Annotated in this window: 25 protein-coding genes and 1 tRNA gene; 10 read left to right on the top strand and 16 right to left on the bottom strand. The window is 67.4% G+C overall.

The window, feature by feature from the left end:
- Positions 1-81: 81 nt before the first annotated feature.
- The 4 genes from ACTHQV_RS13095 to ACTHQV_RS13080 form a co-directional block, all read right to left on the bottom strand.
- Positions 82-1461 carry a UdgX family uracil-DNA binding protein gene (locus tag ACTHQV_RS13095; RefSeq protein ID WP_440490848.1) on the bottom strand — a complete coding sequence of 460 codons (1380 nt, stop codon included), beginning with the start codon at positions 1459-1461 and terminating at the stop codon, positions 82-84.
- Positions 1461-1937, bottom strand: a complete 477-nt coding sequence (locus ACTHQV_RS13090) for a hemerythrin domain-containing protein (protein ID WP_345876976.1) — start codon at positions 1935-1937, stop codon at positions 1461-1463. The genes ACTHQV_RS13095 and ACTHQV_RS13090 overlap by 1 nt, the downstream gene beginning before the upstream one ends.
- A 77-nt stretch (positions 1938-2014) precedes the next feature.
- Positions 2015-3262: a putative DNA modification/repair radical SAM protein gene (locus ACTHQV_RS13085; RefSeq protein WP_440490846.1), complete on the bottom strand. Its 1248-nt coding sequence runs from the start codon at positions 3260-3262 to the stop codon at positions 2015-2017.
- A gap of 42 nt (positions 3263-3304) precedes the next feature.
- Positions 3305-3745, bottom strand: a complete 441-nt coding sequence (locus ACTHQV_RS13080; RefSeq protein ID WP_440490844.1) for a MarR family winged helix-turn-helix transcriptional regulator — start codon at positions 3743-3745, stop codon at positions 3305-3307.
- A 99-nt stretch (positions 3746-3844) separates the two neighbouring features.
- Here ACTHQV_RS13080 and ACTHQV_RS13075 point away from each other — a divergent pair, with 99 nt between their 5' ends.
- From ACTHQV_RS13075 to ACTHQV_RS13060, 4 genes are all read left to right on the top strand, one after another.
- A complete protein-coding gene (locus tag ACTHQV_RS13075) occupies positions 3845-4270 on the top strand; it encodes an organic hydroperoxide resistance protein (protein WP_440490842.1) in 426 nt (141 codons plus the stop codon).
- A gap of 114 nt (positions 4271-4384) precedes the next feature.
- Positions 4385-5551 (top strand): mannonate dehydratase, encoded by a 1167-nt coding sequence (gene uxuA / locus ACTHQV_RS13070; protein ID WP_440490840.1) that lies wholly within the window; start codon positions 4385-4387, stop codon positions 5549-5551.
- Positions 5552-5599: 48 nt separating this feature from the next.
- The gene (locus ACTHQV_RS13065) at positions 5600-6352 is read left to right on the top strand and encodes a FadR/GntR family transcriptional regulator (RefSeq protein ID WP_440490838.1); all 753 of its coding nucleotides are present in this window, start codon (positions 5600-5602) and stop codon (positions 6350-6352) included.
- A gap of 5 nt (positions 6353-6357) precedes the next feature.
- A complete protein-coding gene (locus tag ACTHQV_RS13060; RefSeq protein ID WP_440490837.1) occupies positions 6358-7368 on the top strand; it encodes a LacI family DNA-binding transcriptional regulator in 1011 nt (336 codons plus the stop codon).
- Here ACTHQV_RS13060 and ACTHQV_RS13055 read toward each other — a convergent pair.
- The 6 genes from ACTHQV_RS13055 to crcB are packed head-to-tail and all read right to left on the bottom strand — an operon-like array spanning position 7358 to position 10943.
- Positions 7358-8038 (bottom strand): ATP12 family chaperone protein, encoded by a 681-nt coding sequence (locus tag ACTHQV_RS13055; protein WP_440490836.1) that lies wholly within the window; start codon positions 8036-8038, stop codon positions 7358-7360. The genes ACTHQV_RS13060 and ACTHQV_RS13055 overlap by 11 nt on opposite strands.
- The gene (locus ACTHQV_RS13050; protein ID WP_440490835.1) at positions 8035-8244 is read right to left on the bottom strand and encodes a hypothetical protein; all 210 of its coding nucleotides are present in this window, start codon (positions 8242-8244) and stop codon (positions 8035-8037) included. The genes ACTHQV_RS13055 and ACTHQV_RS13050 overlap by 4 nt, the downstream gene beginning before the upstream one ends.
- Positions 8244-8900: an HAD-IA family hydrolase gene (locus tag ACTHQV_RS13045; RefSeq protein WP_440490834.1), complete on the bottom strand. Its 657-nt coding sequence runs from the start codon at positions 8898-8900 to the stop codon at positions 8244-8246. The genes ACTHQV_RS13050 and ACTHQV_RS13045 overlap by 1 nt, the downstream gene beginning before the upstream one ends.
- Positions 8897-9472, bottom strand: a complete 576-nt coding sequence (locus ACTHQV_RS13040) for an FMN-binding negative transcriptional regulator (RefSeq protein ID WP_440490832.1) — start codon at positions 9470-9472, stop codon at positions 8897-8899. The genes ACTHQV_RS13045 and ACTHQV_RS13040 overlap by 4 nt, the downstream gene beginning before the upstream one ends.
- Positions 9472-10566 (bottom strand): RluA family pseudouridine synthase, encoded by a 1095-nt coding sequence (locus ACTHQV_RS13035; protein ID WP_440490830.1) that lies wholly within the window; start codon positions 10564-10566, stop codon positions 9472-9474. The genes ACTHQV_RS13040 and ACTHQV_RS13035 overlap by 1 nt, the downstream gene beginning before the upstream one ends.
- Positions 10563-10943, bottom strand: a complete 381-nt coding sequence (gene crcB, locus ACTHQV_RS13030) for a fluoride efflux transporter CrcB (RefSeq protein ID WP_440490828.1) — start codon at positions 10941-10943, stop codon at positions 10563-10565. The genes ACTHQV_RS13035 and crcB overlap by 4 nt, the downstream gene beginning before the upstream one ends.
- Before the next feature lie 280 nt (positions 10944-11223).
- Here crcB and ACTHQV_RS13025 point away from each other — a divergent pair, with 280 nt between their 5' ends.
- The 4 genes from ACTHQV_RS13025 (at position 11224) to ACTHQV_RS13010 (ending at position 13193) form a co-directional block, all read left to right on the top strand.
- Positions 11224-11565, top strand: a complete 342-nt coding sequence (locus tag ACTHQV_RS13025; protein ID WP_440490826.1) for a hypothetical protein — start codon at positions 11224-11226, stop codon at positions 11563-11565.
- 113 nt (positions 11566-11678) lie between these two features.
- Positions 11679-12407: a 4-hydroxy-tetrahydrodipicolinate reductase gene (gene dapB, locus ACTHQV_RS13020; protein ID WP_440490824.1), complete on the top strand. Its 729-nt coding sequence runs from the start codon at positions 11679-11681 to the stop codon at positions 12405-12407.
- Positions 12404-13063 (top strand): endonuclease III, encoded by a 660-nt coding sequence (gene nth, locus ACTHQV_RS13015; RefSeq protein WP_440490823.1) that lies wholly within the window; start codon positions 12404-12406, stop codon positions 13061-13063. The genes dapB and nth overlap by 4 nt, the downstream gene beginning before the upstream one ends.
- A gap of 53 nt (positions 13064-13116) precedes the next feature.
- A tRNA-Arg gene (locus ACTHQV_RS13010) sits at positions 13117-13193 on the top strand.
- A gap of 45 nt (positions 13194-13238) precedes the next feature.
- On the opposite strand, the gene ACTHQV_RS13005 is transcribed toward ACTHQV_RS13010, so the two are convergent.
- The 3 genes from ACTHQV_RS13005 to ACTHQV_RS12995 form a co-directional block, all read right to left on the bottom strand.
- A complete protein-coding gene (locus ACTHQV_RS13005) occupies positions 13239-15296 on the bottom strand; it encodes a phosphocholine-specific phospholipase C (RefSeq protein ID WP_440490821.1) in 2058 nt (685 codons plus the stop codon).
- A gap of 128 nt (positions 15297-15424) precedes the next feature.
- Positions 15425-17803, bottom strand: a complete 2379-nt coding sequence (locus tag ACTHQV_RS13000; RefSeq protein ID WP_440490820.1) for a TonB-dependent receptor domain-containing protein — start codon at positions 17801-17803, stop codon at positions 15425-15427.
- Positions 17804-17960: 157 nt separating this feature from the next.
- Entirely contained in the window at positions 17961-19217 is a 1257-nt protein-coding gene (locus ACTHQV_RS12995; RefSeq protein WP_440490819.1) for a DUF5690 family protein, read from the bottom strand.
- A gap of 96 nt (positions 19218-19313) precedes the next feature.
- Here ACTHQV_RS12995 and ACTHQV_RS12990 point away from each other — a divergent pair, with 96 nt between their 5' ends.
- Positions 19314-20309: a ligase-associated DNA damage response exonuclease gene (locus ACTHQV_RS12990; RefSeq protein WP_440490818.1), complete on the top strand. Its 996-nt coding sequence runs from the start codon at positions 19314-19316 to the stop codon at positions 20307-20309.
- A gap of 21 nt (positions 20310-20330) precedes the next feature.
- Here the strand turns inward: ACTHQV_RS12990 and ACTHQV_RS12985 are convergent, their stop codons facing one another.
- From ACTHQV_RS12985 to ACTHQV_RS12975, 3 genes are all read right to left on the bottom strand, one after another.
- Complete coding sequence (locus ACTHQV_RS12985) at positions 20331-21656, bottom strand: Gfo/Idh/MocA family protein (RefSeq protein WP_440490817.1); 1326 nt, start codon at positions 21654-21656, stop codon at positions 20331-20333.
- Between the two features lie 85 nt (positions 21657-21741).
- The gene (locus ACTHQV_RS12980) at positions 21742-22278 is read right to left on the bottom strand and encodes a GAF domain-containing protein (RefSeq protein ID WP_440490816.1); all 537 of its coding nucleotides are present in this window, start codon (positions 22276-22278) and stop codon (positions 21742-21744) included.
- A 260-nt stretch (positions 22279-22538) separates the two neighbouring features.
- A complete protein-coding gene (locus ACTHQV_RS12975) occupies positions 22539-22811 on the bottom strand; it encodes a hypothetical protein (RefSeq protein ID WP_440490814.1) in 273 nt (90 codons plus the stop codon).
- A gap of 279 nt (positions 22812-23090) precedes the next feature.
- Between ACTHQV_RS12975 and ACTHQV_RS12970 the strand changes: the two genes are divergently transcribed.
- Positions 23091-24437 (top strand): methyl-accepting chemotaxis protein, encoded by a 1347-nt coding sequence (locus ACTHQV_RS12970; protein ID WP_440490813.1) that lies wholly within the window; start codon positions 23091-23093, stop codon positions 24435-24437.
- The last annotated feature ends 227 nt before the right edge of the window (positions 24438-24664 follow it).

The following is a 24664-nucleotide window of genomic DNA, read 5'->3' as shown; positions in this document are numbered from 1 at the left end:
CCGGCATGACGCCCGGTCCAAACAGAAGGAATCGTGACCGCCACAACAACGCGGCAAGTGTGAACTTAGTGAACTTTGACCTCACGCCATCGCCGCCGCCGCGCCCTTCAGGTCCTCGACGAACCGCGCAAACTCTTCTTCTGCCTGCACTTTATCCGGCAACCGCAGCAGGAAGCTGGGATGCACCGTGATCCAGGCCGCCCCGCCATCGGCCAGCGTCAGCACCCGGCCGCGCTCGCGCGATATCGTCACCGTCTTGCCGGTCAGCGACCGCGCCGCCGTTGCGCCGAGCGCCACCGTCATCCGCGGTCGCAATATGCCGCGCTCTTGCTCGATCCACCACCGGCACGCGTCGATCTCACCGACGCCGGGCTTGGCATGGATGCGCCGTTTGCCGCGTGGTTCGAACTTGAAATGCTTGACCGCGTTGGTGACATAGACCCGCGACCGGTCGATCCCGGCCTGCGCCATCGCCCGGTCGAACACCTGTCCCGCCGGCCCCACGAACGGTCGCCCGGCCAGATCCTCCTGATCGCCCGGCTGCTCGCCGACGACCATCATCTCGGCATCGACCGGCCCCTCGCCGAACACCGTCTGCGTCGCCGGCTGCCATAGCGGGCAGCGCTGGCACCCCGCCGCTTCGTCGCGCAGCGCCGTCCATGCCGCTTCGCTGTTGGCGCCCGGTGTAGCTCGTGCCGTCTCGATCATCGCCGCCTCGCGTGCCTGTGCCCCCGCGATCAGCGCCGGGACCAGCGCGGTTTCGGGCATGTTCTTCCAATATTTGCGCGGCATTTCCTTCAGCATCGCGCCCGTCTTCAGCCGCGCGGGATTGAAGATCGATGCGTAATAGGTCTTCCAGACTTCCTCGACCGGATCGCCATCGGGCGCATCGGCCTTGGTCGCGGCCGGTCCTTCGGACAGCGTCTCGCCATCCCAGTGCAGTGACACCTCCGGCGTCAGGATCGACCAGTGCATCGCCGCGAACCGGTCGACGAAGAAGCGTGCATTGTGGCGGACGATATGATGTTCGGGTTCGAACCACGCGACGAAGCGGGTCGCATCCTCTTCTTCGACCTCGCGAAACCGCAGAAATGCACGCATCTTGTGGATGTCGCGCCGCACCGCCTTCGCCATCTCCTCCAGCCGCCGCATCGCCGGATCTGCCTTGTCGTCGATCAGCCGCGGCTCGGCGATCAGGCGGGTGAGCATGGCATAAAGCAGCGCGAACCGCTCGGGATCGGCATGCATCGCCACCGTGCGCGCCAGATCGATGAACGCCCGCGGCACGCGCGGGGCGGGGGCGTTGCTGTCGACGATCGCCTCGTCGCCGAACAGGTCGGTGGGCAGGTCGCCGACCTGCCACACCACCTCCGACGGTGCGACGCGCTGCGCGGCGAGCGACCGGGCGGCATCGCGCCACCCGTCGAAATCATCCGCCGCCGTCAGCGCCGCGACGCGCATCAGTCGCGATCGTCGCCCGCTTCCGACGATTCGGCGATCTCCAGTTCCTTGGGCTTGCGCTCTTCGAACACGGTCGCGATCCGCGCTTCCTCCTCGTCGCTCAATTCCTTGGCGGCGGCGGGAAACATCTCTTCCTCTTCCTCGTCGATATGGTGTTCGTAGCGGTGCCGCATCTCGGCAAAGCGCTGGTTCCATTCGTTGCTCGCCGGGTCGAGCTTCGCGATCTCCCCCAGATAATCGTCGATTTCCTTGTGCTCGGACACCGAATGCCGCGCCTCGTCGCGCAGGTCGGGATTGGCGAGCATGGTCGCGTACAGCGCTTCTTCTTCGGCGGCGGCATGCGCCGACACCTCGACGCGGAACTCCTCGAACAGTTCGGCGCGCTCGTCGCCGCTCGCCGCGTCGATCCGCTGGAGCAGGTCGCGGTGGCGGTCGTGATCGGCCTTCAGATCGGCATAGATGCGGGCGTCGGCCATGGCGGAATTCCTTTGCTGGTTCGGCCTGACCAACGGCGGCGGTCGATGGAGGTTTCTCTTGCGAGCGGTTTTCACCGTCAGGCGAAGAGCTCCATCTGGTCCGCCTTCTTGGGCGCCACCACCGGCCTTAATTCCGCACGATCGGACAGGACGACAGGCCGCCAGTCATCGGCGATGATGAACGGGCGCAGCTTGGCGATCGACACCGTCAACCGCGCGACATCGGCCAGCGCCAGCCGCCTCCAGCGTCGCGCGGTCAGGATCGCATTGACCGCCTTCACCCCCAGCCCCGGCACGCGCAACAGCATCTCACGTGGCGCCCGGTTCACGTCGACCGGAAACCGATCGCGAAACTTTAGCGCCCAGGCGAGCTTGGGATCGATATCGAGCGGCAGCATCCCCGTCGCATCGTCGGCCGCCGCGCGCACCTCGTCGGGGCGATAGTCGTAGAAGCGCATCAGCCAGTCCGACTGGTACAGCCGATGCTCGCGCATCAACGGTGGCCGTTGCAGCGGCAGCACCGCCGATGCCTCCGGAATCGGACTGAACGCCGAATAATAGACGCGGCGGAGCGAGAAGCGGTCGTACAGTGTCGCCGCCTTGCCGACGATATCGCGATCGGTCGCGGCATCGGCGCCGACGATCATCTGCGTCGATTGCCCCGCCGGCGCGAATTTCGGCGCGAACTTATAGCGTTTGCGCGCATCACGACCGTCCTCGATCGCATGGGCGACGCCCTGCATCGCCCCCTCGATCTGCGGCCCCGACTTTTCGGGCGCCAGCCGCTTCAGCCCACCGGCGGTCGGCAGCTCGACATTGATCGACACCCGGTCGGCATAGACGCCGGCCAGATGCACCAGCTCTGGATCGGCGTCGGGAATGGTCTTCAGATGGATATAGCCGCGAAAGTCATGATCCTCGCGTAGCGACCGGGCGACCTCGACGATCTGCTCCATCGTATAGTTGGACGATCCGATGATCCCCGACGACAGGAACAGCCCCTCTATATAGTTGCGACGATAGAAGCTGAGTGTCAGTGCCACGACCTCCTGCGCGGTAAAACGGGCGCGGCGGACGTTCGACGATTTGCGGTTGATGCAATAGTGACAGTCGAAGATGCAGCTGTTCGTCAGCAGGATCTTCAGCAGCGAGATGCAACGGCCATCGGGCGCATAGGCGTGGCAGATGCCCATGCCCTCGGTCGAACCGATGCCCTTGCCGTCGCGCGAATTGCGCTTGGCGGTGCCCGACGACGCGCACGACGCATCATATTTGGCAGCATCGGCCAGGATCGCCAGTTTCTGCCGAGTGTCGAGTTGCGCCATGCGTTCAATATATGTTCTGGCACCGGTGTGGCCAAGGGGTAATCAGGTCAATGCCTTGGCCAATGCCGATCGCAACGCGGTGACTTCGGCATTCAGCGCGGCGAGCCGTTCGGGGGCCATGCCGCTGCGCGCGACGATCATCGGTGCAAGGCAGCCGGTCTCGGCCCAGCGCGCGCGGCCCGCCTCGGTCAGGCACACGCGCACCTGCCGCTCATCGGCCGGATTGCGCACCCGCGTGACCAGCCCGGCCGCCTCCATCCGCTTGGCGAGCGGCGTGATCGTGCTCGGCTCCAGCGCCAGCCGCTCGGCGATTGCCCCGATCGTCCGGCCCTCCGCGGCGTCGCTCAACGTCATCAGCACCAGGAACTGAGGGTAGGTGATGCCGAGCCTGTCGAGCATCGGCTTGTATGTCCGGTTGATCGCGATCGTCGCGGCATAGAGCGAGAAGCAGAGCTGGTCGTCGAGGGGCAGGGGATCGGTCATACCTTCCCATAGCAGCTTTTATTGTCGCGATAAATAATACTGGACAGTGAGCCAGCTGGCACGTAAATAGTTATCGCGATAAATAATGGAGTGAAGCGAATGTCCGTCGACGTCAAATACAGTACCACCGCCACCGCAACCGGTGGTCGCGAGGGCCATGCCCGCAGCGAGGACGGCCGCTTCGACGTCAAGCTGTCGACCCCGCGCGAACTGGGCGGCGCCGGTGGCGACGGCAGCAATCCCGAACAGCTGTTCGCGGCCGGCTATGCCGCCTGCTTCATCGGCGCGCTGAAGGTCGCCGGACAGCAATTGGGGACGAAGGTACCCGCCGACGTAGCCGTGACCGCGACGGTCGGCATCGGTCCGCGCGCGGCCGGCGGGTTCGGCATCACCGCCGACCTGCAAGTGGCGCTGCCGGGCGTCGATCGCGACGAGGCGCAGAAGCTGGTCGATACCGCGCACACCATCTGCCCTTATTCGAACGCGACGCGCGGCAATGTCGATGTTGGGCTAACCCTCGCCTGATCCAATATTGGACTGTCCAATATTCGATATTGGCAAGGGGGGTTTACATATCCTATCCCCGTCCGCGAAACCCGATCTCGGATCGGTGCGGACGGGGAGGGTGGCCAGTTGCTGATGACACAGACGATGCGGTGGTTCGGTCCGTCCGATCCCGTGACGCTGGCCGCCATCCGGCAGGCGGGGGCGACCGAAGTCGTCACCGCGCTGCATGAAATTCCCAACGGCACCGTATGGCCGCGCGAGACGATCGCCCGGCGAAAGGCGATGATCGCCGATGCCGGGCTCGGCTGGACGGTGGTCGAAAGCCTGCCGGTCCATGACGACCTGAAGACGCGCGGCCCCGGCTGGGACCGCTATATCGATGCCTATCGCCAAAGCCTGACCAACCTCGCGGCGGAAGGCATCACCGTCGTCACCTACAATTTCATGCCGCTGCTCGACTGGACGCGGACCGACCTTGGCTGGTCGTTGCCCGACGGCGCGCGCGCGCTGCGCTTCGAATGGGAAGCGGTCGCCGCCTATGACATCCATATCCTGGAGCGCCCCGGTGCCGAGCGCGACTATCGCCCGGCGCTGGTCGAGGCGGCGGGGCGCCGGTTCGCGGCGATGGACGATGCCGCGCGCGCGACGCTGGAAGCGACGATCCTCGCCGGCCTGCCGGGTGCGGAGGAAAGCTTCACCTCGGCGCAGTTCCGCGACGCGATCGCCAACTATGCAGGGATCGATGGCGACCGGTTGCGCGCCAATCTGATCGCGTTTCTGGACGCAGTCTGCCCGCATGCCGAGGCGGTCGGCATCCGCATGGTCGTCCATCCCGACGATCCACCCTTTCCGATCTTCGGCCTGCCGCGCGTCGTCAGCACCGAAGCCGATGTCGCCGCGCTGTTCGATGCCGTCCCGAACCCTGCGAACGGGCTGTGCTTCTGCACCGGATCGTTCGGGGTGCGCGCCGACAACGACCTGCCCGGCATGGTGCGGCGGCTGGGCAGCCGCATCGGTTTCCTCCACCTCCGCTCGGTCGATCGCGAAGGCGGCGACATGGCGTTCCACGAGGCCGAGCATCTGCGCGGCGATGCGAACATGGCGGCGGTGGTCGCGGCGGTGCACGACGTGTCGCGGGACGAGCGGCGCAGCATCCCGATGCGCCCCGATCACGGGCACCAGATGCTCGACGATCTCGCCCGGCACACCAACCCGGGCTATTCGCTGCTCGGGCGGATGCGCGGGCTGGCCGAGTTGCGCGGGCTCGAACTGGGTATCGCCCACGCGGCGGCGGGTTGAGCGCTGCCCTATTGTAACCGCCGGACGGCTATGGGATCGGTCGGGCCGATGAAGCAGCGCCAGGAAAAGCTCTACCAGCGGGTTTCGACCGCCATCGCCGCCGCGATCGACGAGGGCCGCTATCCGGTCGGCACGCGCCTGCCCGGCGAGCGCGACCTTGCCGAGACGTTCGCGGTCAGCCGCCCGACGGTGCGCGAGGCGATGATCGCGCTGGAGATTCGCGGGCTGGTCGAGGCGCGGCACGGCTCCGGTCTCTACGTCATCGCCACCTCCGCCGACAGCGCATCGCCCGCCGAACTCGATGTCGGTGCCTTCGAACTGATCGAGGCGCGCATCCTGTTCGAAGGGGAGGCGGCAGCGGTCGCAGCGACGGTGATCGACGACGAGGCGCTGGCCGATCTCGACGAATCGCTCGCGGCGATGGCCGCCGTCGACCCGGCCGATCCCGCTGCGGTCGAAGCGGATCGCCGCTTCCACCTGCGCATCGCCGAGGCGACCGGCAACACCGTGATCGCGGCGGTGGTCGAGATGCTGTGGAACCTGCGCGACCGGGCTCCCTTGAGCGCGCACATGTTTGCCGAGGCGCGGCGCGAGGGCGTGCATCCCCGGGTCGAGGAACACCGCCTGATCGTCGACGCCCTGCGGGCACAGGACCCGGCCTTGGCGCGCCAGACGATGCGCGATCACCTGCGCCGCGTCGTCGACGACCTGCTGGCCGCGACCGAGGTCGAAGTGCTGCGCCGCGCGCGGTCGGAGATCGAGACGCAGCGGGGCATGGTCGCCCGGCGCCTGCGCGTCTGACGCCGGTGACGCGGCCGCCCGCCGGCACCACCATCGCCGATGTCGCCGCCCGCGCCGGCGTTTCGATCCGCACCGTGTCGCGCGTGCTCAACCGGTCGCCGCTGGTCAATCCTGCCACGCGCGAGGCGGTCGAGACGGTGATCGCGCAGCTGAACTTCCGCCCCAGCGCCCGTGCGCGCGGCCTTGCCACCGGACGTTCCTATCTGCTCGGGCTGGTCCATAACGATCGCAACGCGTTGGTGCTCGACCCCTTGCAACGCGGCATGGTCGGCGCGGCGGCGGCGCGCGGCTATGAACTGGTCGTCCACCCGGTCGCGCTCGTGGGCGATCCGGCGGCGGACGTGCGCGATTTCGTGCAGCGCTCGCGCGTCGACGGCGTGGTCGTCGTGCCGCCGGTATCGGGGCTTGCGGGGGTCGCCGACGGGTTGGCCGGGCTGCCGGCGGTGGCGCTGTCGTCGGTCGCGCTGTCGGGCTATGACGCGGTGCTCGTGTCCGACGAACGGGCAGCGGCGCGCGCCGTCGCCCACCATTTGGTCGCGCTAGGCCATCGCCGCGTCGCGCATTTGTCCGGCCCGGCGTCCGCCCATTCGGCCTGCGAACGGCGCGCGGGTTTCGTCGCCGGCCTCGCCGCGCACGGCATCGCCCTGTCGGCCGAGGCCGAGGGGGATTACGGCTTCGACACCGGCGTGACGGCCGCGCAGGCGCTGCTGACCGCCGATCCGCGCCCGAGCGCGATCTTCGCCGCGAACGACGTGATGGCGGCAGCGGTGCTGAAGGTCGCAGCGGGCATGGCGCTGTCGGTACCGCACGACCTGTCGGTCGTCGGCTTCGACGGAAGCATCCTCGCGCGGATGCTCACCCCGGCACTGACGACGGTCCACCGCCCGATCGCCGACATGGCGGCGGCGGTGACCGAACGGCTGATCGACCGGATCGAAGGGACCGCCACCGACGCCCCGCTGACCGCCACCCTGTCGCTCCGGATCGGCGGTTCGTGCGGTCCGGTCAGCCGCTGACCAGCGCGAGGAACCGCACCGCCGCGCCATATTCCGCCGCCCGCGCCGCCCGTGTTTCGGCGGCCAGCGCATCCTCGCCCCATTGCTCGGCCTGCCAGTCCTCGTCGACATGCGCCGCCGCCCATGCCGTATCGGCGGTGATCGCACCCTCGACCACCGCCAGCCCCAGCAGCAGCGATCCGGTCAGCCCGATAATCGGCGACAGCGGTGCCAGCACCCATGGCGACAATGCCACCACCGCCTCGCGCAGTCGCACCAGTGTGCGCGGCGGCTGTTCGACCGGCATCACCCCGTCGGTCACGGCGAAGGTCACGTCGAACCGTGCGCGCGCCCAGTCGAGCACCGGGTCCCACGCCGCCGCCTGCCGTTCGGCCAGCGGCCCTTCGCCGCGATAGCAGAGCAGGTCGCTGCCGCCATAGACCGCCAACCCGCCGGCAAACGCCGCGGGATCGGCTGCAACCCGCTCGATCGCGGCGTTGGCTAGGCCGGTCAGCGGCATCGCCCGCGGGTCGACCGTCTCGCCGACGTCGCGCCACTCCTGCGCGATCGCCGCCGCCAATGCCGGAAAGGGCACGACCAGCGGCAACCGGCCCGGCGTGCGCACCGGCCGCCCGTCGAGCGCGATCTCGCCAGTGGGCGAAACCGTGACGTCCTGCCAGAACCGCTTCACCGGCTGCGCCACTTCGCGATCAGTCCGCGCGGCACCACCGCCATCGCGTACAGCGCCGACAGCACGATCGCCACGCCCAGCACCCGCATGGCCGTATCCGGCGCGCGGGCGAGCAGGATCACCCCGAACACCGCCCCCGTCGCCGTGACGATGCGGATCGCGACCAGAACCAGCCAGCGATTGCGAGCGAGCTTGTCGGCGGGCATCACGTCTCCAGCAGTTCGGGGAGCAGCGCAGCATCGGCGCACAGCCGGTCGGCCCCGGCGGCGGTCAGCTCGTGCGGCGGGTGATAGCCCCATTCGACCCCGATCGCCCGCGCCCCCGCCGTCCGCGCCATCGCCATGTCGAAACCGGTGTCGCCGATCATCACGGTCGTGCCCGCCGTGGCGCCGACCTCGGTCATCGCCGCCTGCAGCATCGCCGGATGCGGTTTCGACGGATGCCGATCGGCGGTCTGGAGCGTGACGAAATGCTGCGCGATCCGGTGATGCGCCAGCAGCAGCCGCAATCCGCGATCGGACTTGCCGGTCGCCACGCCCAGCCGCCATCCCCGGTCGAGCAACGTCACCAGCACGTCGCCGATGCCCGGAAACAACGGTTCCTCGCGCAGCCGCCCGTCGACCCGCATCGCCCGGAAATGCTGCTTGTATCCTTCGGCCACCGCTTCGTGCAGCTCGGGCGTGCTGTACGGCACCAGCCGCGCCACCGCCTGCGGCAGGCTCAGCCCGACGATCCGGCGCACCTGCCGCGGATCGGGGGCGGGCAAGCCGGCATCGGCAAAGGCCAGCGCCATCGCCGTACAGATATTCGCCTGCCCATCGGCCAGCGTCCCGTCACAATCGAACACCGCCAGCCGGGTCATGCCGCACGCATCCATGCTGCCAGCGGATGGTCGCCAAGCGCCGCTGCGACGCGGGCGCGCACCTCGGCGGGCTTGTTCTGGTTCAGCTTGGCCGTGCCGCGCCACGCGGTCGGTACCAGTTCGAACCCGACGATCGCTTCCAGCATCGCCTCCGCCTTGCGCGGATCGATCTGGTCGACCGCCCATTGCGGCTTGACCTCATAGGTTGCGGCCAGCGTATCGATCTGCTCGCGCAAGCCCGCCCGGTCGATCGCGCGCACCACGCCCTCGACCTCGACCGACAGGTAATTCCATGTCGGTACCTCGTCCGGCCCGGCCCGGTACCAGCGCGGCGTGATATAGGCATGCGGACCCTGCACGACGAACAGCGCGCTCGCCCCGTCCAGATGCGGCGTCACCACATTGGCGCGCGCAACATGGAATCGCAGTGTCCCGGCGTCGGTCATCACCACCGGTACCTGCGCCGCGCGTGGACCATCCGGCGTCGCCACGAACAGCACGCCGAACCCTTCGTCGCGCACGAACGCGCGCGCGGCATCGTCATCCATGCGAAAGGCGGGGTTGGGATGCATCAGTCGCGCGACCCTCGGGAACGCCGCTCGCCGCGCCGCTCCTTGCGATAGGTCTTGGCATGCGCCTTCGCCTTGGCCTTCAGATCGGCCTTGGTGACCGGCGGCGGATTGTCGTCGATCATCGCATTGCCCAGACTCATGTCGAACCCCAACAGGTCGATGCTCTCGGCGAAATGGTCGGGCAGTTCGGCGGTCACGTCCACCTTGCCGCCATCGGGATGGTCGATGCGGATGCGCCGCGCGTGCAGGTGCATCTTGCGGCTGACCCCGCCGGTCAGGAACGCGGCCTGCCCGCCATATTTGCCGTCGCCGACGATCGGATGGCCGATCGCCGACATGTGCACGCGCAACTGGTGCGTGCGCCCGGTAAAGGGCTGCAATTCGACCCATGCCGCACGGTTGCCGACGCGTTCGATCACGCGGTAACGCGACCGGGCGGGTTGTCCCTCCGCCTCGTCGACATGCATCTTCTCACCACCGGTCCCCGGCTGCTTGGCCAGCGGCAGGTCGACGATGCCGTCGGCGATCTCGGGCACGCCGACGACCAGCGCCCAATAGACCTTCTTGGCGGTCCGCCCCGAAAAGGATTTGGCGAAGAATGCCGCCGCCCGCGCCGTCCGCGCGATCAGCAGCGCGCCCGACGTATCCTTGTCGAGGCGGTGGACCAGCTTCGGACGACTCTCGCCATCGAACTGCAAGGCGTCGAGCAGGCCGTCGACATGGTCGTGGGTCTTGGTCCCGCCCTGCGTCGCCAGGCCCGGCGGCTTGTTGAGCACGATCGCCTGTTTGTCCTGATGGATCACCAGCGACCGCGCGAATTCGGTCTGTTCGTCCGACAGCGGCGGGCGCGGGGCCTTCGCCTTTGGCTGCGCCACGATCGCCGACTCGGGCGGCGGCACGCGCAGCACCTGTCCGGCGGTCAGCCGCGCGCCCGGCTGGGCCCGGCCGCCATCGATGCGCAACTGCCCGGTGCGCGCCCAGCGCGACACGGTGTTGAAGCTGGTATCGGGCAGATGCCGCTTGAACCAGCGGTCCAGCCGGATGCCGTCGTCGTCGGCCCCGACCGTGAATTGCCGGACGTCGTTGTCGCTCATGCCGCTGCCCCCCGCGTCAGTTGCAGCCCGACGAACAGCGCCATGCCCGCACCGATTACCGACAGCAGCGCATAGCCGATCGCACTGACCATCGCTCCGCGCTCCACCATCGTCACAATGTCGAGCGAAAAGGCCGAAAAGGTCGTGAACCCGCCGAGCAGGCCGACCCCGATCGCGAGTCGAACCGTCTCGCTCCCGCCGCCGCTGCGCGCCAGCGCGCCCATCAACAGTCCCATCGCGAGACCGCCGAGCAGATTGACCCCCAGCGTCCCCCACGGATAGTCCGTGCCGAACGCGGCGGCGGCGATACGACCGAACGAATAGCGCAAGCCTGACCCGAGCGCGCCGCCGGCCATCACGATCAATATGTTTCCCATGATTGGGTTGCGCCTAGCCGATTGCGGCGCGCGATGAAACCGGTGGCACTGATACTAAGGTATCGATTCGGTCCCTAAACCGCATTAATTTTTGCTGAATTGCCCAACGGTTAGCGCGTTTGGCAGATGGTCGGGCGTTGCGAGCGATTTCGTACCGCTTGGCACGACTCCGGGCGAACAGCGCGCATCGCCATTTGGATGACGCCATGCCCCTTGCTGGCAACGGTCGCGATCGTTACAATATGCTGCGATGCACAACGACGCCGTATCCGAGTCCCCGGTGGCCACCGCAGCCGATCGCGCGAGCGAGGAAGAGCGCGCGACGCTGAGCGATATCATCCGTTTCGCACTGATGCAGCGTATCTGCCTGTCGGTGCGCTACAACAACATGGACATGCTGCTTGCGCCGCACATGCTGTGGACCAAGCATGGCGACCTGCACGTCGATGCGGTGACCGTCGAACGCGCCGGCAGCGCACCGAAGATGTTCAAGATCGGGACGTTCAAGCTGGCCGGTCTCGGCAATGTCGCGCTCACCTCGCGCACCTTCGTGCCGCAGCCTGAATTCGACCCCGCCGATCCCAAATATGCCGAGGCTCCGGTCGCGTCGGTCCAGCGCTGAACCGGGACGGCGCGCCCGCGCAATCGCTTGCACATCGTCGGCCACCGGGCCATGGACTCGGCTTACCGGGGTCGTGATCGGGCGGCCTGCGGCATGCAATCGGGCGAGGATCAGTGACCAGCATCGGTATCTTCGGTTGGCAGGGCCGGATGGGGCGCGCGATCGCGCTCGAGATCGAACGGGTCGGTGAAACGCTCGCTGGCGGCATCGACCAGGGCGGCGATCCCGCCGGCCTTGCCGCGCGTGCCGATGTGCTGGTCGATTTCTCGGCCCCCGTCGCGCTGGAGGGCAATCTCGCTGCCGCGCGCCGCGCCGCGACGCCGGTCGTGATCGGCACCACCGGCCTGTCCGAGCGGCATCATGCGATGATCGACGACGCCGCGCGTGAGATCGCGGTGCTCCAGACCGGCAATACCTCGCTCGGCATCGCCCTGCTGTCGCGGCTGGTCCGCGACGCCGCCAGCCGTCTGGGTCCCGACTGGGATATCGAGATCGTCGAGAGCCATCACCGGCTGAAGGTCGATGCGCCCTCCGGCACCGCGCTGATGCTGGGCGATGCCGCGGCGCAAGGGTTGGGGACGACGCTCGCCGACAGCGGCGTGATCGGTCGCGCCGGGCTGGTCGGTGCGCGTGCGGCGGGCACGATCGGCTTTGCCGCGTTGCGTGGCGGCACCATCGTCGGCGATCATCAGGTGGTGTTCGCGGGCGAGGGCGAGCGGATCGAACTCGGCCACCGCGCCGACGACCGCGCGCTGTTCGCCCGTGGGGCGGTTCGCGCTGCGCTGTGGCTGGCGAACGCCCCGGCCGGCCGCTACACGATGGACGCGGTGCTCGGCGTTTGAAGAAGGCGGATATCTTCGAATTCTTCCGCCGGTTGGCGGAGGACAATCCGCACCCCGAAACCGAACTCGAATCAGTCAACGACTATACGCTGCTGGTTGCGGTCGTCCTGTCGGCACAGGCGACCGATGCCGGCGTGAACAAGGCGACCCGCGCCCTGTTCGCCACGGTCGATACGCCCGAAAAGATGGTCGCGCTCGGCCTCGACGGCCTGAAACACCATATCCGCACCATCGGCCTGTTCAACACCAAGGCCAAGAACGTCATCGCCCTCAGCGAAGCGCTCATCGCCGATCACGGTGGACAGGTGCCCGAGGACCGCGCCGCCCTCGAAAAGCTTCCGGGAGTCGGGCGCAAGACCGCCAACGTCGTGATGAACGTCGCCTTCGGACACGAAACCTTCGCGGTCGACACCCACATCTTCCGCGTCGGCAACCGCACCGGCCTCGCCCGCGGCAAGACCCCGAACGCGGTCGAATCGGTGCTGGAACGCGTCGTCCCCCAGCCGTTCCGGCTCCACGCGCATCACTGGCTGATCCTGCACGGCCGGTACATCTGCAAGGCGCGCCGTCCCGAATGCTGGCGCTGCCCGGTCGCCGACCTGTGTGCCTTCCGCCCCAAGACACCCCCGCCGGTGCAAAAGGCGGCGAGTGCCTGAAAACGGCTGGTCATGCCGCGAAAGCTTTGCTAGGCGCGTGCCTCCACGGCCAAGCACCCGTAGCTCAGCTGGATAGAGCGCTGCCCTCCGAAGGCAGAGGCCAGGGGTTCGAATCCCTTCGGGTGCGCCATTTCTCGGAAAGATTAGTGACGATCGCGGCGGATGCTCGCACGGCTCAGCCGCGAGCGAAAGCCTCGACGAACGGATCGCTGCTGCTCGCGCGGCCGGTGCGGTCGTGGCGTCCGGCAATGCGGCGGTGCCAGCCGGGGACGGCGCTGCTCGACAGCGTCACGTCGTACCAGCCATGCGCGCCGTCGAGCGACCAGCGATGCCGCCCGGCGGGCAGCGCCTCTTCCGACGCACCACCGCCCGGCGTCAGGCGGCGCGCGCGCAGCCCCGGTGCGGCGCCGACGCGCAATGCGAGGCCCGCGTCGGACAGGCTCCATGCGATCGCCATCGCCGGATCGTCGCGCCGCCCGACGAAATGGCGGTGGAAGCCGTTCGGTCCCAGCACCCATAGGTCATAGGCGCCATCGTCGTCGTACGGCCAATGTCCGTCGATCCGGTCGCCGGCACCGACGCTGTAGCGGCGCGGTGGCTGGTCGAGCGCGTGGCGGTCATAGACATGGAACACCGCCCCCGCGCCATCGGCCGTGAAGTGCAGGTGCGGCCCGGTCGCATCGACGCGCTCGATCACCTCCAGCCGATAGGGCAGGGACCGCGACCGGCGGATGCCGCTTTCCTGCCACGGTGCGGTGGCGGGCGGTGCCTGCGGATCGACCTGCCCCTCGATCGCCGCCGCGCGCGTTGCATCGGCCGCCGGATCGGGCAGGATCGGCGTCGCGACATCGGTGGCGGCAAAGTCGAAGGCCGAGGTCAGGTCGCCGCAGATCGCCCGCCGCCAGGCCGAGATATTGGGTTCGCGGATGCCGAAGCGCGCCTCCAGAAACCGGATCACCGACGTGTGGTCGAAGGTCTGCGAATTGACCCAGCCGCCCCGGCTCCACGGCGAGACGACATAGAGCGGCACGCGCGGGCCGAGGCCGTAGGGCCGCCCGCGATAGGCAGGCAGATCGATCGCCGCGTCGCCGCTGCTCGGCACGTCGTGATATTCGCCGGTCAGGTCGATGGTCGATCCGCCGACCATGTCGCCATCGGCGCCGCGCGACGGCGGGGCGGGGGGCGGTACATGGTCGAAGAAGCCGTCATTCTCGTCGAACATGACCAGCAGCACGGTCCGCGCCCAGACCTTCGGATCGGCGGTCAGTGCGTCGAGCACGCGCGCGGTGTAGTCGGCGCCTTGCGCCGGGCTCGACGGGCCGGGATGCTCCGACCCGGCGGCGGTGGCGATGACGTACGACACCTGCGGCAGGCGACCGGCCAGCACGTCGGCCTTCAGCAGGTCCGGTCCGCGCGTGGTGAGTGCCCGGTCCTTCAGCACCGCATCGCCGCGCCCGGCATGGGCGTCTCGGAACACGGCGAAACCGGCCAAGGGGTTGTCGGTAAAATTGTCGGCCATGTCCTGATAGATGCGCCAATCGACGCTCGCCGCCTGCAGCCGCTCGACCGTCGTCGTCCAGCGATAGGGATCGGCCGCGCCGCCGTTCTCGACGAAATCGTCGTGCGAATTGCCGATCGCCGGCCCGCCGTGCGTGCCTGCCGGATCGTTGGTGCCGCTCCACAGGAACAGGCGGTTGGTGTTGGTCCCGGTCTGCACCGCGCAGTGATAGGCGTCGCAGATCGTGAACGCCTCGGCCAGCGCGAACTGGAACGGGATGTCGCCGCGCCGGTAATGGCCCATCGCGCGCGGATGCTTGGCCTCGGGCCAATGCGCCATGCGGCCCTCGTCCCAAGCGCGCTGGGCATCGGGCCAGCTGTGCGGCGTGCCCTCCATTCGCATCAGCTCGAATTGCCGTGCGGTGTCGAGATGAAAGGGGGAGATTGCGTGGGGACCATCGGTGCTGGTCCGGTCGGTCTGTTGCCAGACGGTGCCGGCCGGCGTCGGAATGGAGAAGCGGTCGGCAAAGCCGCGCACCCCGCGCAGGGTCCCGAAATAATGGTCGAAGCCGCGATTTTCCTGGGCGAGGATGACGACGTGCTGGACGTCGGCGATGGTGCCGCTGCGCCGGTCGGGCCCGATCGCCGCCGCGCGCGCGATCGACGCCGGAAGCGCCGCCGCGCCGGCCAGCGCGGCGCCGGTGGACAATAGGGTGCGGCGCGACAGTTCGACCATGGGATGTCCTTCTCACTATAGTCGTCATCCCAGCGCAGGCTGGGATCTCCCTCCCCAGGGACGGCGCTCCCGGGGAGGGATGCCCCAGCCTGCGCTGGGGCGACGATCCTTAATGTACGTTCGTCAGGTCAGAAATCGAACGTCAGCGCCGCCGTGACGGTACGCGGCGTGCCGAGGAACGCCGAGCCGCCGTCCGCGCCGGCCAGATACCGCCGATCGGCGAGGTTGGTCGCCTGCACCGTCAGCGCCATCCCATTCAGCAGCGGCGTCACCTCGCCCAGATCGACGCCGGCATAGGCGTCGACGGTGGTGAAGCTGGGTGCAGTCGCGTCACCGTCGCTGCCGATGAAGCGGTCACCGACGAACTTGGCGGCGCCACCGATCTTGAACACGCTGCGTGCATAATCGGCCGCCGCGACCCACATGTTGCGGGGCGAGTTGATGACCTGCCGTCCCGGCGTCACGCCGATATCGGCGTCCTGCGCGGCATTGCCGGTGCCGATATAGGTCGCGTGGTTATAGGTATAGTTGCCCGACAGAGTCAGCCCCTGCGTCACGCGATAGGCGAGCGCCGCCTCGATCCCGCGGCTCTTGATCCCGCCGACGTTCAGATAGACGCTGTCCTGTTCCTCCAGATAATCGATGCCGGTGACGAGGTTGGCGGAGATCGACTGGATGCGGTTGTTGAACTTGATGTCATAGGCGGTCAGCGACGCCTTGACCTGCGGCGTCGAATAGCGTGCGCCGATCTCGATATTGTTCGCGGTTTCGGGGCGGATGCGATCGATCACCTCGCGTGGTTCGCCGAGCGGTCCGTTGCCGATCGCGGCGAAATTCTGCGAATAGCCGGCGAACGCCTCCAGCCCGTCGACCGGCGCGTGATAGACGATGCCGGTCGAGATCAGCGGACGGCTGTTCGAGGTAAGCTCGGTCACCGCACGGTCGTTCAGCAATTCGGCACGACGCTGGTCGAGGAAGAACTGTTTGACCCCGAACCGCGCGGTCAGCGGCCCGAACGTCACCGCATCCTCGACATAATACATGATCTCGTCGAGGTCGTAGTCGGTGCTGAACTGCTGGTAATAGGGCTTGCCGTCGAACGCGGGTCCGACCAGCGCGTTGGTGATCTTGTGCCAGTCGCGCAGCTGGTTGGCGCGGCCGCGCTCCCACCACAGCCCGCCGCGCAGCGTGTTCTCGATCCCGCCAAAGTCGTGCGTCCACGCCGCGTCGGCAGTCAGGCCGCCCCGGTCGTTTTCGTAATGGGTGTGGCGATACGACATGACCGGCGTCGACCCTGCCGCATAACAGCTCGGCGCATAGACCGCCGGGATCACCGCCGTGCCCACACAGCCGGTCAGGAACGTCGCCTTCGCGCCGGTCGGGGTCACGAAATAATAGCGGCCAAGATTGCCGCCGCCGATCACGGTCGGCAGGCTGCCGGTGAACTCGCTTTCCGGATTACCGGCGCCGTCGTTCCGGACATCGACCAGATAGGGCGGCGCGAAATCGCCGCGCCCGCGCATCCGGTGATAATAGCCGGCGCCCGACAACTTCACTTCGCCTAGATCGGTCTCGCCGCGCAGATAGGTGAAGAAATTGCGGCGCAGCGCGCGCGAGGTCGATCGATAGCCCTGATCGATATAGGGGATGCCGGTCCAGTCGTCGGTATAGGCATCGTGGTTCGGGTCGTTGGCGAACATTTCGGGGCTGACCGACCCGAATTCGGCTTCGTCGGCATCGTCATAGCTGACCCAGCCGGTCAGGCGGACCCGGTCGATATTGCTGACCAGCTTGGCATCGACATGGTCGCGGCGGGTCTCGCCCGATCCGCCGACCCAGTCCTTCACCCGGCTGGTCGAGGCGCTGACGAAGGCACGGGTGTCACCGGCGAACTGGCCGGTATCGACGCGGCCATAAAGCTTGCGCGCGCCAAAATCGCCGCCCGCCAGCGTGAAGCGATAGCGCGTGTCGCGCGCCGGATCGGTCGAGACGTAGTCGAGCGTCGCGCCCAGCGCCTCGTTGGAGCGCGACGAGATGTCGGCGGTGCCCTGCGACACGATCACCGTCTTCAGGTTCAGCACGTCGAGATAGCGGTTGGCGCGCGACCCGCCGCCATAGCCCGAACCACCATTGGGCAGGCCGTCGATCGTCGATCCGATCTGTTGGCCTCCACCGCCGCCCGAGCTGAAGCCGCGGATGCTGATCGAGGTCGCCCAGTCGGAAGAACCGAACGCATCGCCCTCCGCCACGAACACGCCGGGCAGTTCCTTGATGACGTCGTTGACGCTGGTCAGCGCCGATTGCCGGTCGAGCATCGGCTCGGTGACCTGCGTGTTGGCAAAGGTCGTGGCGCGACCGGTCACGACGATCTCGCCGCCGCTGCGTGCCTCGTCCTGCGTGCCCCCCGACACCTCGGTCGTGGTCGCATCGGCCGGGGCCGTCTGCGCATGGGCGTGCGTCGTCCCCGCCGCGATCGCGAGGATCGCCGCACCCGTGATGAACTTCATGATGTCTCCCCGCGGCCCCGCCGCTTGTGTCCCGGCCGGTTGTCCGGCCCCCGACGCGCCTTTGGCGGCTGTTGATGACGGGTGTGTGACGGATGATGAAATTCGCGCTCGGGTCATCGATTCCTGTGGAGAAGATGCAGGAATCAACGTGATATCATCAACCGTCGCCGGCAAATCGTTGCCGGAACCACAGCGCCGACAACAATGCGCCCCCAGCCAGTACCAGCGCCGTCGCCAGTGTCGCCCCGGTGAAGAAGCCCAGCCACGGCGCGCGATCGTCGGCCAACTCGCGCAGCAGCAACAGGGCGACGCTGCCGGCATAGCCGAACGAATCGCTGAGATAGATCAGGAAGCCGGCATTGCCCGGCGACTTTCCCAGCGCCATCATCCGGTCGAACAGTACCGCGCTGAACGGGGCATAGGCGCTGTAGATGCCGATCCCGATCCACACCGTCCATGCGACCGGGCCGATCATGCCCAGCCGGAACAGGACGGTCGCCCCGCCCAGCGCCCGCGCGCCGAACAGGATCGCACCATGGATCGCCAGCAGCGCGTGCAGATTGCTGCGGATCTTCGCCAGCAGCGCCATGCCGATCAGCACCACGACCGTCACCGGCACCTCGGTGATCGAAAAGATCGCCGCCGGCGCGCCGTTGCCGAGGTCGCCCCAGATTTCGGCGGCGAAATTGTCGCGGAAATCGCGAAGTGCGGTCAGCAGCGTATAGCCGAGGATCAGCAGCGTCAGCGGCAGCGCGTGCGCCCGGACATAGGCCCGCCGCGCCGCGCCATCCATCGCCACCCGCGTGCCCCGTGCCGCGCGATCGGCGGCGTCGGGCGGCGGGGTCCGCGCCAGCACGATCAGCGCGACGACCAATACCGGCGCGAACAGCAATCCGGTCACCGCCGGCATCCAGAAGGGCGACACCCCATGCTGCACCAACAGCGCGCCCGCGGTCTTGGTCGCGCCCGATGACAGGATGAAGCTGGCGGTCAGCATCGCCGCCAGCATTTCCGACACCCGCCGCCCCTCGAGATAGCTGAACACGAGGCCCCAGATCATCCCCAGCGGCAATCCGTTCAGGAACAGGCAGACCGGTCCGAACCGCGGCGGCAGCAGCGCGAAGCCGAGCAGCGCCACCCACGCCGCCCCGACCAGCGCGAGGATCAGCCGTGCCCGCTGGCCCGTCGCATGTTCGGCGACGATCTTCACCCCCAACATCTTGGACAGTGCATAGCCGATCGCCTGCGCGACGATCAGCGTCGCCTTGTAATCCAGCCCCGGCCACCACGCGGCCTGATCGGCGAAGCCGACCGCCATGATCGGCTTGCGAAAGGCGTACATCGCGAAATAGACGCAGAACGCGGCCATGCCCGCCGCGAACAGGCTGAAACGGGGTGGGGCGGGCGTCGGCAAGGGCTGGCAATCGTTACGAACGGCTTGGTCTCTATCGTCCCGATATGTCGGTTCGATGACCTTGGCAGGGTTGACCATGCGCCCCATCTGTCCGCCATGGCCCTTGCTCGCTGGATCACGCCGCACCCGACCGGCATCCATATTCCGGCGATCGATATGTGGATCGACCCGTCCGAACCGGTCGCGCGTGCGCTGGTGACGCATGGCCACGCCGATCATGCGCGCGGCGGGCACCAGACGGTCTGGGCCACGCCCGAGACGCTGGCGATCATGGACACGCGCTACGGGGCCCAGAACGGCGTGGCGGTCGCTTACGGCGAAAGTATCCGCATGGGTGAGGTCGACATATCGTTCGTCCCAGCCGGCCATGTGCTGGGATCGGCGCAGATCGTGCTCGACCATGCCGGCGAGCGGGTGGTGGTGTCGGGCGATTACAAGCGTCGCGCCGACCCGACCTGCGTGCCGTTTCAGCCGGTGCCGTGCGACGTGTTCGTGACCGAGGCGACGTTTGGCCTGCCGGTCTTTCGCCATCCCGAGACGCGCGACGAGATCGACAAGCTGCTGGCCGCGCTGCGCACCGAACCCGAACGCTGCGTGCTGGTCGGCGCCTATGCGCTGGGCAAGGCGCAACGGGTCATCGCCGAGGCGCGGGCGATGGGTTTCGACGATCCGATCTACCTGCACGGTGCGATGCAGCGGCTGTGCGACCTCTATGTCGATCTGGGCGTCGACCTCGGCGAACTCCGCCCCGTGGCAGGCGCGGCCAAGGCCGAACTGCAGGGCCGCATCATCGTCGCACCCCCCTCGGCGCTGGGCGACCGCTGGTCGCGGCGGCTGCCCGATCCGATCACCGCCATGGCTAGCGGCTGGATGCGCGTCCGCCAGCGCGCCCGCCAGCGCGGCGTCGAACTGCCGCTGATCCTGTCCGACCATGCCGACTGGGACGAACTGACCCGAACCTTGACCGAGATCGCGCCGAAGGAAGTATGGGTCACGCACGGCCGCGAGGACGCGCTGGTCCATTGGTGCATGACCCGCCAGATCAAGGCACGCGCACTCGATCTGGTCGGGTTCGAGGACGAGGACGACTGACCCGAAGCCGTCCTCGCTGCGTCAGGCCGGCAGGCGATAGGGCGCGCGATACCGCGGGGTGATGAGCCCATTGGCTTGCGGATCGCCGGCGAACTGCCCGGCCGCCGCATCCCAATGCACCTTGCGACCGGTCTTCCAGCCGATATTGCCCATCTGGCACACGATCGCGGTATTGGCGGCGGACTCGATCGGGCAGGCGGGGGTCCGCGTGCGATCCTTCACGCAGGCGACGAAGTCTGCGGTATGGCGGTCGAGGCCATTGTCTTGCGACCGGGTGACCGGGACTGCTTGGGTCAGCGGCTTGCCGTCGCTGATCTCGGGCAAGACCTCCCATTTGCCGCGATCGACGACCAGCGTGCCGGTCTCGCCGATGAACGCCACGCCGTGGTCGCGCCCGCCATAGGGCCCTTGGCTGATGCCGACGGCATGTTCCCATTCGACCGAATAGTCGCCGAAATCGAAGATCGCGGTCTGGGTATCGGGTGTCTCCATCGCCGAGTCCGGATAGCCATAGGCACCGCCCAGCGAGCTGACCGACTTCGGCACCGACGCCTTCATTCCCAAGAGCGCGATATCCATCAGGTGCACGCCCCAATCGGTCATCAGCCCGCCGGCATAGTCCCAATACCAGCGCCAGCTGAAATGAAAGCGGTTGGGATTGAACGCGCGCGCCGGCGCCGGGCCCAGCCAGCGGTCGTAATCGACGCCCGCCGGCACGGCCTGGTCGGGCTGCGGCGCGACCCGTTTCATCCAGCCCATATAGGCCCATGCCTTGACCTTGCGCACCCGGCCGATGCCGCCGCCTTGGACGAGGGCGATGGCGTCGGCCCAATGCTGGTTGCTGCGCTGCCACTGGCCGACCTGCACCACGCGGTTGTGGCGCTGCTTGGCGGCGACCATCGCCCGGCATTCGGCGATCGAATTGCCCAGCGGCTTTTCGCAATAGGCGTCCTTGCCCGCCGACATCGCATCGGTCAGTTGCAGCGCATGCCAGTGATCGGGGGTGGCGATGATGACCGCATCGACCGACCGGTCGTCGAGCATCCGGCGATAATCGTCGTACAGCCGCGGCGCGCGCCCCGACGACTTCTTCAGTTCCGCCCCGCGCTCGGCCAGCACCCGCGCATCGACGTCGCACAGTGCCACCGGCACGACGTCGGCGCCCTTCAGCATCGCGCTGAGGTTGGACCATCCCATCCCCTTGCAGCCGATCAGCCCGACCTGCAGCTTGTCGTTGGCCGAAGTCCGGCGGCGCTGAGCGAACGCTTCGCCGATCGGCAGGACGCCGGCGGTGGAGGCGGCGATGCCGCCTGCCAACAGGGTACGGCGATCGAAGCGCGCGGTCATTCACATCTCTCCCAACATGTTATCGTCGGGATCGTACCGTGAAACGATCGCGTCGCAACCCGGCAAAACGCCGGCGCCGCCGCGCTTACGACCGCAGCAGCCGTTCGATCTCGCGCGCGCGGATCAGCAACATGGTCGGATCGAACGCTTCGTTGCGCGGCGTCCGGTCGGCGATGCACAGCGCGCCCAGGGCCAACCCGTTGCGGTCGACCACCGGCACGCCGGCATAGAAGCGCACGAACGGCTGGCCGGTCACGGTGCGGAACGTGGCAAAGCGCGGATCGCGGGTGGCGTCGGGCACGATCAGCGGTTCGTCGGGGCGCTGGACCGCGACCGCGCAGAACGAGTCCTCGAGCGAGGTTTCGCAGATATCGGTGCCGACCGCGCCCAGCAGGATCTGCCGCCGCCCGGTCACGATCGACAGCCCGGCCATCGGCGTCTTGTATTCCGCTGCGGTAAAGCTGACGATCGTCGCCAGTTCGGGATCGCGCACCCGATCCAGCACGCCGCTGCGATCGATCGCCAGGTCGCGCACCGCACGGTCGCCGTCGCGGTACAGCTTGTTGATGCCGGCATGCGGCCAATCCCGAAAGCTGCCGAGCGCCGAAGGATGATATCCCATTCGCTTTCTGCCTCTGTCTGATACTCATACACGGTACGTAGACCGGACAGGAACCGATGCCTTCGACCGATGCTTAAAATGCGTGAACACTGGTTAACAATTGGTAAATCGGTCGGGCATGGCATCGATTGCGCAAGCAGAAAGCAAAGTAAAAATAGGCGTTTATTTGGAAAACACCGAATCGACGGACGCATTCATAGTCGAACGGGAAGCAGAATGACTGATACAGGATAGGGAATGGCGGTCGTGGCCGGACCGGTTCATACGAGGTCCGCTTCGCCGATCGTCACCACGTCGGCAGCCGGCCCGCGCGCCAACGCCTTGCCCGCTGCGGCGGTCAGCCGGTTCTCCTGCCCCTGCGCAACGCGCAACGGTTCGTCCGCCACCGGTCCGCCCGCCAGCGCCTCGAGCGCGCTGTACTGTACCGCGAACTGCTGTGGTTCGCCGTCGACCGTCCCGGCGAATTCGACCTGATACGCCATCGGATTGTCGCTGAACGTCGTCGGATCGATCGTCAGTCCGGTATCGGGCATGTACCTGCTCCTCATCGCGGCACATGCTGCCGCTCGGCCAAAGCGCGGCAACGCGACATCCGGTTCCCGTTCACGATACGCAGCTATTGCAATCGATCGCAAAAAGACGGTCCGCTGACGTACGATCATACGAAAGAATGATTCGGCGGAAACGACGCCAAATCAAAACCTTCCCGATTAACCACCGACCAGCGCGGTTTTGCGGGCGATGGCGCGTTAAGGCTTCCTTGGCGAATGGACCACAGGGTCCCGCCGATCAGATCGATTGGGAGACATGCCGTGGTCCGCTGGTTCAAGGCCGACGCGCCAATTCGGGTGAAGTTCATGACGCTGACGATCCTCAACGGATCGCTGGCATCGCTTCCCCTGGTGGCAGCCTTGGTGTTGCCGACCGCCGATCCAGCCGGGCCGTTCCTGGCCGTAGCCGCGGTGAGCACGGTCGCGATCGTGTTGGTGATGCTCGTCGCGCGCCGGCTGATCTGCGACCCCTATGTCACGACGGTCGTGCGCATGGAGGCGCTGGCCGCGGGCGAGTTCGCTTCGCCGATCCTGTTTTCGGACTATCGCGACTGTGTCGGCCGCATGGCACGGGCGATGGCGACGTTCCGCGACAATGGCGAGCGGCTGGCATCAGCGGCGAACGTCCAGCAACAGGTCGTCGCCTCGCTCGGCGCCGGGCTCAACCGGCTGGCCGGCAACGACCTCAGCCACCGTCTCGACAGCCCGTTTCCGGCGGAGACCGAACAGCTGCGGCGCGATTACAACCGGGCGATGGCCGCTATGGCCGATGCGTTGCAGGCGGTCGCCACAGCCAGCGACAGCATCAACGAAGGCGCGCTCGACATCCGCCACGCATCGGACGCGCTGTCGCAGCGGACCGAACAGCAGGCGGCGAGCCTCGAGGAAACCGCGGCGGCGATGGAACAGATCACCAGCACCGTCCGTAAGACCGCCAGCGGCGCGGCGCAGGCCAAGCTGGTCGTCGATCAGGCCCGCGACGAGGCGAACCAGTCCGGCGCGGTCGTCGATCGCGCCATCGACGCGATGGGATCGATCGAGCGCGCCTCGAACGAGATCAGCGACATCATCAGCGTCATCGACGGCATCGCCTTCCAGACCAACCTGCTCGCGCTGAACGCCGGCGTCGAGGCGGCGCGCGCCGGCGATGCCGGCAAGGGGTTCGCGGTCGTCGCCAGCGAAGTCCGCGCGCTGGCCCAGCGTTCCGCCGATGCCGCGCACGACGTGAAGACCCGCATCACCGCGTCGAGCGAACAGGTCGGCACCGGCGTCGCGCTGGTCAACGAAACCGGCGACGCGCTGCGTCGGATTGTCGACCGGATCGGCGAGGTGAGCGAGCTGGTCCATCGCATCGCCGAATCGTCCGAACATCAATCGATCGGGTTGCAACAGGTCAACACCGCCGTCTCCGAAATGGATGGCGTGACCCAGCGCAACGCGGCCATGGTCGAACAGGCGACCGCCGCCGCCCGCACGCTTGCCGACCATGCCGATTGGCTTGCCGGACAGGTCGGCCGCTTCAATCTGCCGCGCGCCATCCGCCACACCGATCCCGATACGGGCGGGGTCGTGGTCCATGGCGAATTCCGCAGCAGCCGCGCCGCCTGACGGTATCGATCGGCAGTAGTTGGAAAAGAAAGGGGAAACGATCTTCCTCCAGACGCGACCGTGCATTCGCTTGCAATCTAGTCCCTCGCACGGGACCTCAAATCTGCAATGGAATAACGTAACATGCGTCAGCAAAAAATATGATCTGCGTTTCGTTGATAGGTTAAGGGTTTGTCGGCAGACGTACATAGCATGTATCTGCTTCTCGTTTATCGATGAATGTAGTT

The organism is Sphingomonas sp. SAFR-052 (assembly GCF_051965015.1).
GTDB lineage: Bacteria > Pseudomonadota > Alphaproteobacteria > Sphingomonadales > Sphingomonadaceae > Sphingomonas.
Note: the sequence above shows the minus strand (reverse complement) of the source record. Positions and strands in the feature narration are given on the sequence as shown.

Coding starts and splice junctions, on each gene's coding strand:
- ACTHQV_RS13075 (WP_440490842.1), top strand. CDS start 3,845: ATGTCCGTCGACGTCAAATACAGTACCACCGCCACCGCAACCGGTGGT.
- ACTHQV_RS12985 (WP_440490817.1), bottom strand. CDS start 21,656: ATGACCGCGCGCTTCGATCGCCGTACCCTGTTGGCAGGCGGCATCGCC.
- ACTHQV_RS12980 (WP_440490816.1), bottom strand. CDS start 22,278: ATGGGATATCATCCTTCGGCGCTCGGCAGCTTTCGGGATTGGCCGCAT.
- ACTHQV_RS13080 (WP_440490844.1), bottom strand. CDS start 3,745: ATGACCGATCCCCTGCCCCTCGACGACCAGCTCTGCTTCTCGCTCTAT.
- ACTHQV_RS13050 (WP_440490835.1), bottom strand. CDS start 8,244: ATGCCCGCCGACAAGCTCGCTCGCAATCGCTGGCTGGTTCTGGTCGCG.
- ACTHQV_RS12990 (WP_440490818.1), top strand. CDS start 19,314: ATGGCCCTTGCTCGCTGGATCACGCCGCACCCGACCGGCATCCATATT.
- ACTHQV_RS12975 (WP_440490814.1), bottom strand. CDS start 22,811: ATGCCCGATACCGGACTGACGATCGATCCGACGACGTTCAGCGACAAT.
- ACTHQV_RS13035 (WP_440490830.1), bottom strand. CDS start 10,566: ATGAGCGACAACGACGTCCGGCAATTCACGGTCGGGGCCGACGACGAC.
- ACTHQV_RS13090 (WP_345876976.1), bottom strand. CDS start 1,937: ATGGCCGACGCCCGCATCTATGCCGATCTGAAGGCCGATCACGACCGC.
- ACTHQV_RS13085 (WP_440490846.1), bottom strand. CDS start 3,262: ATGGCGCAACTCGACACTCGGCAGAAACTGGCGATCCTGGCCGATGCT.
- ACTHQV_RS13095 (WP_440490848.1), bottom strand. CDS start 1,461: ATGCGCGTCGCGGCGCTGACGGCGGCGGATGATTTCGACGGGTGGCGC.
- ACTHQV_RS13065 (WP_440490838.1), top strand. CDS start 5,600: ATGAAGCAGCGCCAGGAAAAGCTCTACCAGCGGGTTTCGACCGCCATC.
- crcB (WP_440490828.1), bottom strand. CDS start 10,943: ATGGGAAACATATTGATCGTGATGGCCGGCGGCGCGCTCGGGTCAGGC.
- ACTHQV_RS13040 (WP_440490832.1), bottom strand. CDS start 9,472: ATGCATCCCAACCCCGCCTTTCGCATGGATGACGATGCCGCGCGCGCG.
- ACTHQV_RS13005 (WP_440490821.1), bottom strand. CDS start 15,296: ATGGTCGAACTGTCGCGCCGCACCCTATTGTCCACCGGCGCCGCGCTG.
- ACTHQV_RS13045 (WP_440490834.1), bottom strand. CDS start 8,900: ATGACCCGGCTGGCGGTGTTCGATTGTGACGGGACGCTGGCCGATGGG.
- ACTHQV_RS13000 (WP_440490820.1), bottom strand. CDS start 17,803: ATGAAGTTCATCACGGGTGCGGCGATCCTCGCGATCGCGGCGGGGACG.
- uxuA (WP_440490840.1), top strand. CDS start 4,385: ATGACACAGACGATGCGGTGGTTCGGTCCGTCCGATCCCGTGACGCTG.